The 9295-nt window shown below is 66.8% G+C and carries 9 protein-coding genes; 5 read left to right on the forward strand and 4 right to left on the reverse strand.

The genetic code is table 11. The annotated features are described in order from the left end of the window. The first annotated feature begins 344 nt into the window (after positions 1 to 344). Both JYJ84_RS20580 and JYJ84_RS20585 read left to right on the forward strand, forming a co-directional pair. A complete protein-coding gene (locus JYJ84_RS20580) occupies positions 345 to 1124 on the forward strand; it encodes a DeoR/GlpR family DNA-binding transcription regulator (protein ID WP_174955543.1) in 780 nt (259 codons plus the stop codon). A 303-nt stretch (positions 1125 to 1427) separates the two neighbouring features. Further along, positions 1428 to 1625, forward strand: coding sequence for a hypothetical protein (locus JYJ84_RS20585; RefSeq protein ID WP_011353109.1), 198 nt, complete (start codon positions 1428 to 1430; stop codon positions 1623 to 1625). A 91-nt stretch (positions 1626 to 1716) separates the two neighbouring features. Here JYJ84_RS20585 and JYJ84_RS20590 read toward each other — a convergent pair whose 3' ends face one another. Next, positions 1717 to 2085 (reverse strand): hypothetical protein, encoded by a 369-nt coding sequence (locus tag JYJ84_RS20590; RefSeq protein ID WP_175221653.1) that lies wholly within the window; start codon positions 2083 to 2085, stop codon positions 1717 to 1719. A 162-nt stretch (positions 2086 to 2247) separates the two neighbouring features. Here JYJ84_RS20590 and glpD point away from each other — a divergent pair, with 162 nt between their 5' ends. From glpD to JYJ84_RS20605, 3 genes are all read left to right on the forward strand, one after another. After that, positions 2248 to 3771, forward strand: a complete 1524-nt coding sequence (gene glpD, locus JYJ84_RS20595; RefSeq protein WP_175221652.1) for a glycerol-3-phosphate dehydrogenase — start codon at positions 2248 to 2250, stop codon at positions 3769 to 3771. 104 nt (positions 3772 to 3875) lie between these two features. Continuing rightward, positions 3876 to 5378, forward strand: a complete 1503-nt coding sequence (gene glpK / locus JYJ84_RS20600; RefSeq protein WP_174955545.1) for a glycerol kinase GlpK — start codon at positions 3876 to 3878, stop codon at positions 5376 to 5378. An 81-nt stretch (positions 5379 to 5459) separates the two neighbouring features. After that, positions 5460 to 6176: an MIP/aquaporin family protein gene (locus JYJ84_RS20605; protein ID WP_011353113.1), complete on the forward strand. Its 717-nt coding sequence runs from the start codon at positions 5460 to 5462 to the stop codon at positions 6174 to 6176. Positions 6177 to 6371: 195 nt separating this feature from the next. Here the strand turns inward: JYJ84_RS20605 and JYJ84_RS20610 are convergent, their stop codons facing one another. From JYJ84_RS20610 to JYJ84_RS20620, 3 genes are read right to left on the reverse strand one after another with little or no spacing between them, the layout of a single operon-like run. Then, positions 6372 to 7622, reverse strand: a complete 1251-nt coding sequence (locus JYJ84_RS20610; protein ID WP_122946208.1) for an NAD(P)/FAD-dependent oxidoreductase — start codon at positions 7620 to 7622, stop codon at positions 6372 to 6374. A gap of 4 nt (positions 7623 to 7626) precedes the next feature. Beyond that, entirely contained in the window at positions 7627 to 7935 is a 309-nt protein-coding gene (locus JYJ84_RS20615; RefSeq protein WP_122946209.1) for a non-heme iron oxygenase ferredoxin subunit, read from the reverse strand. A 36-nt stretch (positions 7936 to 7971) separates the two neighbouring features. After that, positions 7972 to 9054, reverse strand: a complete 1083-nt coding sequence (locus tag JYJ84_RS20620; protein ID WP_122946210.1) for a fatty acid desaturase family protein — start codon at positions 9052 to 9054, stop codon at positions 7972 to 7974. Positions 9055 to 9295: the final 241 nt, after the last annotated feature.

Here is a 9295-nt window from a genome sequence, read left to right on the forward strand (position 1 = left end):
GCGTTGCCGCCCTTCCACAGCATCCGCAGGCCGGCCTGCGCGGCGAGCGGGTGCGACGTCGACACGACGTTGCGCGCGAACACCGGAATGCGGGTCGTCGGATACGGGTTGTGCCAGTTGAAGCCAGTCATCGGTTCCACCTCGTCGAAAGCTGAATGAACGCGCCGAACGCGCACCCGCGTGCGCGCGCAATCCGCCATTGCAGCGCGATCGGCGCAATCGCACAAATTCATTTGTCACATTAATCCATGCAATTTCCGCATGAATATCCGGCGACCAGGCCGGCCTAACGCCGTTGCCGCCCTTACAATACCCGCTCCGTCTCACGACACGACCATCGAGCCATGACCCGAGATCCCCGCCTCACCCTCAACGCGCGCCAGCAGGAATTGCTCGAATGGGTGCAGCGCGACGGTTTCGTGACCGTCGACGATCTCGCCGCGCACTTCGCGGTGACGCCGCAGACGATCCGCCGCGACGTGAACTGGCTCGCCGACCTGAACCTGCTGCGCCGCTACCACGGCGGCGCGAGCCTGCCGACCAGCTCGGAGAACGTGTCTTACACGGCGCGCCAGCGGATGTTCCACGACGAGAAGCGGCGCATCGCGGCGCTCGCGGCGTCGCACATTCCCGACCAGGCATCGCTGTTCATCAATCTCGGCACGACCACCGAGGAAGTCGCGCGCGCGCTGAACCGTCACCACGGGCTGCACGTGATCACGAACAACCTGAACGTCGCGTCGATGATGAGTGGCTACCCCGACTGCGAGGTGCTGATCACGGGGGGCATCGTGCGGCCGTGGGACAAGGGGATCGTCGGCGAACTCGCGATCGACTTCATCCGCCAGTTCAAGGTCGACTACGCGATCATCGGCACGTCGGCGATCGAGACCGACGGCACGCTGCGCGACTTCGACACGCGCGAGGTGCGCGTGGCCGAGGCGATCATGCAGCATGCGCGCACCGTCTATCTCGTGACCGACCATTCGAAGGTCGGCCGCCCCGCGCTGGTGCGCCAGGGCCATTTGAGCCAGGTGCACGCACTTTTCACCGACAAGCCGCTGCCGCCCGAGATGGCCGATACCGTGGCGGCCGCGGGCACCCAGGTGTACGTCGCGGAGTAACGGTTCCGATGCTGCACCGCACCTGAAACTTCAAGTGAAATCAAGAAGTTGGCGTCGCAAGCAAACCGCTTGCACGCGGCCGGACTGTCAAACGGAAAATTAACGGGGCACGATTTGTCGTTGCCTGCGCGCTCGACTAGACTCCAGTTCCCCGGCCCGTTCGGCCGTTCCGCCTGTGCCAGGGCGCGGACGAATGACATGGCCGGCGAATGCAGCTTTTCCCCCCAAGCCATACCCCGCTGGGTATCGCGCGTCGGCTTTTACGCCGGCCGCGCGGGCTGACTGGTCGCCATGGAGAGAACGATGCTGAGTCCGCATGAATTCGCCACGCTATTGCTTGTGAAGGACGCTCCCGATCAAACCCATATGGATCGGGACGAAATCGACGCACTGCTGGAACAGCAGCTCGTTCGCCTGGAAGGGCTCGGATCGGGGCGCAAATACTGCGTAACCGAAACCGGCGACGCCGCGCTGCGATCCATCAAATACCGCTATTCGTAAAACCACACCGCTCGTCACCTGACCGCGCCGCCCGCATTCCGGGCCGCGCGGCCATTCCCGCTTCCCGCTCACCGCCCCGCCGCAGCCTGCTTCAGCCGCCGCGCAGCGTCGGATCGACCGCCGCCCGCCAGCTGATGGCCTGCGCGCGCGCACCGTTGAAATACGCGATCCAGCCGGCACGCGCCGCCGCGTCGGGCGCCGCATAGTGCGTCGAAAGTTCGTTTACGAACGCACAATAGTTCGCTTCGGTCAGCCCGCGATACCGTTTCGCCACGTACGCGTCGTACAACGTCGAATAGACCGGCTGCGCGTCCGCGCCCCAGTCGCGCGCCGTGCCGCCGCACGACGTCTGCAGGTCGACGAACGACGGCGCCCGCCAGTTGCCGGCAAGCGGCGGCGTGCCGGCACTGCACCCCGCCAGAAGGACAGCGCACATGCCGGCCCACATCCCAATACGCATGATTCACCTCGCGAAACGGTCGATTCCGCCAGTATCGTCCGGGATCGCGCCGTGCGCTACTGGCCCCGCTTTTTCGAACTTTACTTTTTCGATTTCGTTCGTTAAATTTCGAATTCGAACATTTTCTGTTCACCCATTTCCCTCAGACGATAAGGACAGCAGGTGACCCAACCGAATCGCTACGATCTGCTCGTCGTCGGCGGCGGCATCAACGGCGCGGGCATCGCGCGCGATGCGGCCGGCCGCGGCCTGTCGGTCATGCTCTGCGAGCAGGACGATCTCGCGTCGCACACGTCGTCGTCCAGCACGAAGCTGATTCACGGCGGCCTGCGTTACCTCGAGTACAACGAGTTCGGCCTCGTGCGCAAGGCGCTGCAGGAGCGCGAGACGCTGCTGCGCGCGGCGCCGCACATCATGTGGCCGCTGCGCTTCGTGATGCCGCACATGCCGAACCTGCGTCCGGCCTGGCTGATCCGCATCGGCCTGTTCCTTTACGATCACCTCGCGAAACGCGAACTGCTGCCCGGCTCGCGCGGCATCGACATGCGCCGCCATGCGGCCGGCGCGCCGCTGATCGATTCGATCAAGCGCGGCTTCGTCTATTCGGACGGCTGGGTCGACGACGCGCGCCTCGTCGTGCTGAACGCGATGGATGCGAAGGAACGTGGCGCCGAGATCCTGACGCGCACGAAGCTGGTGTCCGCCGAACGTCGCGGCGACGAATGGGAAGCGCGGCTGCAGCACGCCGACGGTTCGATCCGCGTCGTGCATGCGCGCGCGATCGCGAACGCGGCCGGCCCGTGGGTCGGCGAAGTGCTGAAAGGCGCGCTCGGTCGCGGCGCGCACCACAGCGTGCGGCTCGTGAAGGGCAGCCACATCATCACGCGGCGCCTGTTCGATCACGACCACGCGTACATCTTCCAGAACCCGGACAAGCGGATCATCTTCGCGATTCCGTACGAACACGATTTCACGCTGATCGGCACGACCGACGTCGAATACACGAACGATCCCGCGAAGGTCGCGATCGATCGCGACGAAACGCAGTACCTGTGCGACTCGATCAACCGCTACTTCAAGCGCAAGATCTCGCCGGCCGACGTGCACTGGACCTACTCGGGCGTGCGCCCGCTGCTGGAAGACGAAAACGCCGCGAACGCATCGGCCGTCACGCGCGACTACCGCCTCGAGCTGGACGACGGCGCGGGCGCCCCGCTGCTGTCGGTGTTCGGCGGCAAGATCACGACCTTCCGCAAGCTCGCGGAAGAAGCCGGCGACATGCTGTGCAGCGTGCTCGGCCGCGACGCGAAAACCTGGACGGCCGGCGTCGCGCTGCCGGGCGGCGACATCGCGAACGCGAAGTTCGACGCATTCGCCGATACGTTCGCCAAACGCCATGCGTGGCTGCCCGCCGCGCTCGCCCGCCGCTATGCCCGTGCATACGGCACGCGCGCGGAGCGCGTGATCGACGGTGCGAAGTCGCTCGCCGGTCTCGGCACCGAAATCGCGCCGGGCATCTACGACGCCGAACTGCGCTACCTGCGCGACGCCGAATGGGCAACCTGCGCGCAGGACGTGCTGTGGCGCCGCTCGAAGCTCGGCCTGCATGTGGCGCCCGGCACGCTCGATGCGGTGACCGCCGCGGTCGATGCGTGGTTTGCCGCCGCACACGCGCCGCAGGCCTGATCCGAATGCAGTTGCAGTTGCCGTACCGACGTTGACTCACCGACGCGCCGCCCCACGCGGCGCGCATCACAACTAAGCCAAATCCACGGATGGAGATGAGAGACATGCAGGATCAGTACATCCTCGCGCTTGACCAGGGCACCACGAGTTCCCGCGCGATGCTGTTCGATCGCCAGGGCAATATCGTTTCGATCGCCCAGAAGGAATTCGAGCAGATCTACCCGCAACCCGGCTGGGTCGAGCACGACCCGCAGGAAATCTGGTCGACGCAAGCCGGCGTCGCCGCCGAAGCCGTCACGCGCACGGGCCTGAACGGCACGTCGATCGCCGCGATCGGCATCACCAACCAGCGTGAAACCACGATCGTCTGGGATCGCGAGACGGGCCAGCCCGTCTACAACGCGATCGTCTGGCAGGATCGCCGCACCGCCGACTTCTGCGATTCGCTGAAAGCCCAGGGCCTCGAGGCGAAGGTGCGCGCGAAGACCGGCCTGCCGATCGATTCGTACTTCTCAGGGACCAAGATCCGCTGGATTCTCGACAACGTGCCGGGCGCACGCGAGAAGGCCAAACAAGGCAAGCTCGCGTTCGGCACCGTCGACAGCTGGCTCGTGTGGAACTTCACGAAGCACGAACTGCACGTGACCGACGTGACGAACGCGTCGCGCACGATGCTGTTCAACATCCACACGCGCGAGTGGGACAACGAACTGCTCGAGCTGCTCGACATCCCGCGCAGCATGCTGCCGGAAGTGAAGGCATCGTCGGAAATCTACGGCCACACGAAGACCACCGTGTTCGCGTCGAAGATCCCGCTCGCGGGTATCGCAGGCGACCAGCAGGCGGCGCTGTTCGGCCAGATGTGCACGCAGTCCGGCATGGTGAAGAACACCTACGGCACCGGTTGCTTCCTGATGATGAACACCGGCGACAAGCCGATCGAATCGAAGAACAACCTCGTCACGACGATCGCCTGGCAGATCGGCGACAACGTGCAGTACGCGCTGGAAGGCAGCATCTTCATCGCGGGTGCGGTGGTGCAGTGGCTGCGCGACGGCGTCGGCATCATCAAGTCGGCCGCTGAAATCGAAGCGCTCGCCGCGAGCGTGCCGCATACCGACGGCGTCTATCTCGTGCCGGCCTTCGCGGGCCTCGGCGCACCGCACTGGAACGCGCGGGCGCGCGGCTCGGTGTTCGGCGTCACGCGCGGCACGACCTCCGCGCACCTCGCACGCGCGGCGCTCGATTCGATCGCGTACCAGTCGCTCGACGTGCTGGCCGCGATGGAAGCCGATTCGGGCATCAGCATCGGCGAGCTGCGCGTGGACGGCGGCGCGAGCGCGAACGACCTGCTGATGCAGTTCCAGGCGGACCTGCTCGGCGTCGACGCGGTGCGTCCGCAGATCACCGAGACGACCGCGCTCGGCGCGGCCTATCTCGCGGGCCTCGCGATCGGCTACTGGAAGAACCTCGACGAAGTGCGCGACCAGTGGCAGCTCGATCGCCGCTTCTCGCCGTCGATGCCGAAGGAGCAGGTCGAACGCTGCATGTCGGGCTGGCAGCGTGCGGTGCGTGCCGCGAAGGCATGGGCCGACGACGCCCAGTAATCCTCAGACATCCAGACGAAATACAACAACACCGGCGGACCGCGCAATGCGCGAGTCCGCGATGACATACGAGAGACAACCATGTCACCTTATATTGCAGAGTTCATCGGCACAGCGATCCTCGTGCTGCTCGGCAACGGCGCGGTCGCAAACGTGCTGCTTGCAAAGACCAAGGGCAAAGGCGCGGACCTGATCGTGATCGTGATGGGCTGGGCGATGGCCGTTTTCGTCGCCGTCTACGTGACCGCGTCGTTCAGCGGCGCACACCTGAACCCGATCGTCACCATCAGTCTCGCGCTCGCGGGCAAGTTCGCGTGGTCGAAAGTCGGCGGCTACATCCTCGCGCAGATGCTCGGCGGGATGGCGGGCGCCTTGCTCGTGTGGCTCGCGTATCGCCAGCACTTCGCGAAGGAAGCCGATGCGGACCTGAAGCTCGCGGTGTTCTGCACGGCGCCCGCGATCCGCAGCGTCACGCACAACGTGCTGACCGAAGCGATCTGCACGTTCGTGCTGATCCTCGGCGTGCTGTATCTCGCGTCGCCGCAGGTCGGCCTCGGCGCGCTCGACGCACTGCCCGTCGGCCTGCTCGTGCTCGGCATCGGCATCTCGCTCGGCGGCCCGACCGGCTATGCGATGAGCCCCGCACGCGACCTGTCGCCGCGCATCATGCATGCGCTGCTGCCGATCCCCGGCAAGCGCGACAGCGACTGGCGCTACGCATGGGTGCCCGTCGTCGGCCCGCTGCTGGGCGGCGCCGCGGCGGCCGGCCTGTACCTGCGCCTGCACGCGATGGCCTGAACGCGGGCCTGTGACGAAGCGCGTGGCAATCGACCCGCGCGCGCTTCGGGAACAGGCTCTTGCGCGTGACCGCCGGCACGCCGGCATGGCGGCACGGGTATCGCACCCGTGCCGCTTCTCCCCTCCTTCGTACTCGTTCCCCCGGCCCGTGGCTCGCGCCCGTTGCGCATTGCTCACATTGCTCGCATCGTTTCGCTACCTGCCGCCCGCCTCTCCGATCAGCGATTTCAGCTTCACGTTCACGTCCGCCACTGCGGTCGGCGTCACGTCCGCCGCACGCTCGACCAGCATCCGCGCAACCCGCATCTCCTTGACGAAACCCGACGCGCGGCCGAAGCCGCTCGCCGCGACGAGCCGCCCATCCGTATCGAAATGGAAGTGGATTTCCGCATCGTCGCCGAGCACGCGCGCGACCGACCGCTCGCCCAGCGCCGGCTCCCCGGCCACTTGCAGCTGCGCGTCGTATTGATCCGACCAGAACCACGGCATCGCGCGGTACGGTTCGTCGGCGCCGAGCATGTTGTGCGCGACGACGCGCGCCTGGGTCTCGGCGCCGTGCCACGTTTCCTGACGCACAAGCCGCCCCGACCGGTGGCTCGGAAACACCGCGACGTCGCCGGCCGCGTAGATGCCGCGCGCAGAAGTCTCGAGCCGCGCGTTCACGACGATGCCGCGCTCGACGGCGAGGCCCGCATCGCGCGCCAGCTCGTCGGCCGGCTCGATGCCGATGCCGGCGACGACCGTGTCGGCGATCAGCGTGTCGCCATCGTCGAGCACGACGGCCAGCGCGCCGCTCGCCGTGCGCTCGATCGCAACCGGCTTCCGGTTCACACGAATCGCCACGCCCTGCCGTTCGTGAAGCGCGTGCACGCGCGCCGCGATCGTCTCCGGCACCGCGCGCCCGAGCAGGTGCGACGCCGCATCGAGCACCGTCACGCGGCAGCCGCGCAGTCGAGCCGACGCCGCGACTTCGAGACCGATGAAGCCGCCGCCGATCAGTACGACCCGCGCATCGGGCACGAGCCGCGCGCCGAGCGCCGCCGCGTCGTCTAGCGTGCGCAACGCAAACACACCGTCGAGCGTCGCACCCGGGATCGCCAGGCGACGCGCGCGGCCGCCGGTCGCGAGCAGCAGCGCGTCGTAGCCGAATACGCGATCGCCCGACACGCGCACTTCGCGTGCGCAAGGATCGATGCGCTCGACCGTCGCGACGACCGGCTCGATGCGATCGGCCGCCCACGCTTCCGGATCGCGCAACCTGCACTGCGCCGCGCTGCGTTCGCCGGTCAGCACGCCCTTCGACAACGGCGGCCGCTCATAAGGCAGGTGCGCTTCCGCGCCGATCAGCACGATCCGCCCGCCCCAGCCGGATTCGCGCAGCACCTGCGCTGCGCGGCCGCCCGCGTGGCCCGCACCGACGATCGCCATCACCCGGTCGTTCGTCATCGCGTCACACCTCGATCAGGATGCGGCCGTCTTCGATCTTCGCGCGGTACGTGCGCAGCTTCTCGCATGCGGGTGCGGACAGCGGCCGGCCGTCGCGTATGTCGAAGCGCCCATTGTGCTTCGGGCATTCGATCACGTGGTCGATCACGAGCCCGTCCGCGAGATGCACGCGCTCGTGCGTGCACAGGCCGTCGCTCGCATAGACTTCGCCGTCGATGCGGTAGATCGCGTAAGTGTGGCCGGCATGATCGAAGCGCGCGACGTCTTCGTCGTCGATGTCGTCGAGCGCGCCGGTGTCGATCCATTGCGTCATGTTGCGTGTCTCCTGGGTGTGAAGGGTCGATATCGGTCACGCACGCGCGGCATCCGGCACGGGCCGCACGACGTAATCGGTCGGGTCGCGTGTCTGCCGGACCAGCGCCGGCACGATCTCCGCATACGCGGCCAGCGTGCTGCGGTACGGCGGCGGCATGTCGGCCTTCACGGCCTCGTGCAGCTTCGGCAGCGCGTGGAACGGCACCATCGGGAACATGTGGTGTTCGACGTGATAGTTCATGTTCCAGTACAGGAAGCGAAACACGGGATTCATCATCACGGTCCGGCAGTTGCGCCGGTGATCGAGCACGTTCTCGGGCATGCCCGCGTGCTGCGTAAGGCCGAAATACAGGTACAGCCACGCGCCGTAGAGGCTCGGCAGCCCGATGTAGAGCAGTGGCAGGACCGTGTGCCAGTACCACGACGCACCGACCACAATTGCATAGACCGCGAGATGGATGCGAGACTCACGCACCACCTTCGGCCGTTCCGATTCAGGCACGTAGGTACGCTCCTCGTCGTCGAGCCGGCCAGTAAGCGCAATCGCGATCATCTTGCGCAGCTCGCCGGCCACATGCTTCAGCGCGACGATGTTCAGCGCGAGCGAGCGCCAGTCGGTCGGCTTCGGCGCGGCGATTTCCGGATCGCGCCCGACGACCAGCGTATCGGTGTGATGGCGCGCATGGCTCCAGCGCCACGCCGTCGCGCGGCGGAACACCTGGAACGACGCGACTTGGTACAGCACGTCGTTCATCCAGCGCGTGCGGAACGCGGTACCGTGCCCGCATTCGTGCCAGCGCGAGTCGGCCGGGCTGCAGTAGAGCGTGCCGTACACGAAGAATGCGGGGATCGCCCACGCCGAATGCGCGCGCCACGCCAGCCACGCGAGCACGCCGCTGATCGCGATCGCCGCGTACCAGAGCAGCGTGTCGCGGATCGCGCGCGCGTCGCCGCGCTGCATCAACTGCTTCATCAGCGGCCGCGGCACCGCGCACCGGTACCACTCGGCGTTGACGAGCCCGGCCGCGTGCGCGCGCTCGCCGGCGCCACCGATCATCCGGTATTCCTGACGGCGCGCCGCCGTGCGATCGTGCGCGGGGTTGTCGAGATGAGCCACGTGCGTCTCCTTGATTCCTTGTCCGTAGGAAGCGCGGCAAGCGCTTCGGCATGGAATCAAAATTAGGCCCGCGGCCGCCCCCGCTCAATCGAAACGTTGACGAAATTTCGTCATCGCTTTAGCGTTCCTCGCATCGCCACGCATCGATGGCGACACCACGATGGAGACAACCATGGCAGGCGAATCCGGGCCGCGCTGGCGCAAGCGCACCGCGCGCTTCGACGAGATCGCGGCGCTCGCC

The organism is Burkholderia sp. LMG 13014, from assembly GCF_905232215.1.
In the GTDB taxonomy this organism is placed as follows: domain Bacteria; phylum Pseudomonadota; class Gammaproteobacteria; order Burkholderiales; family Burkholderiaceae; genus Burkholderia.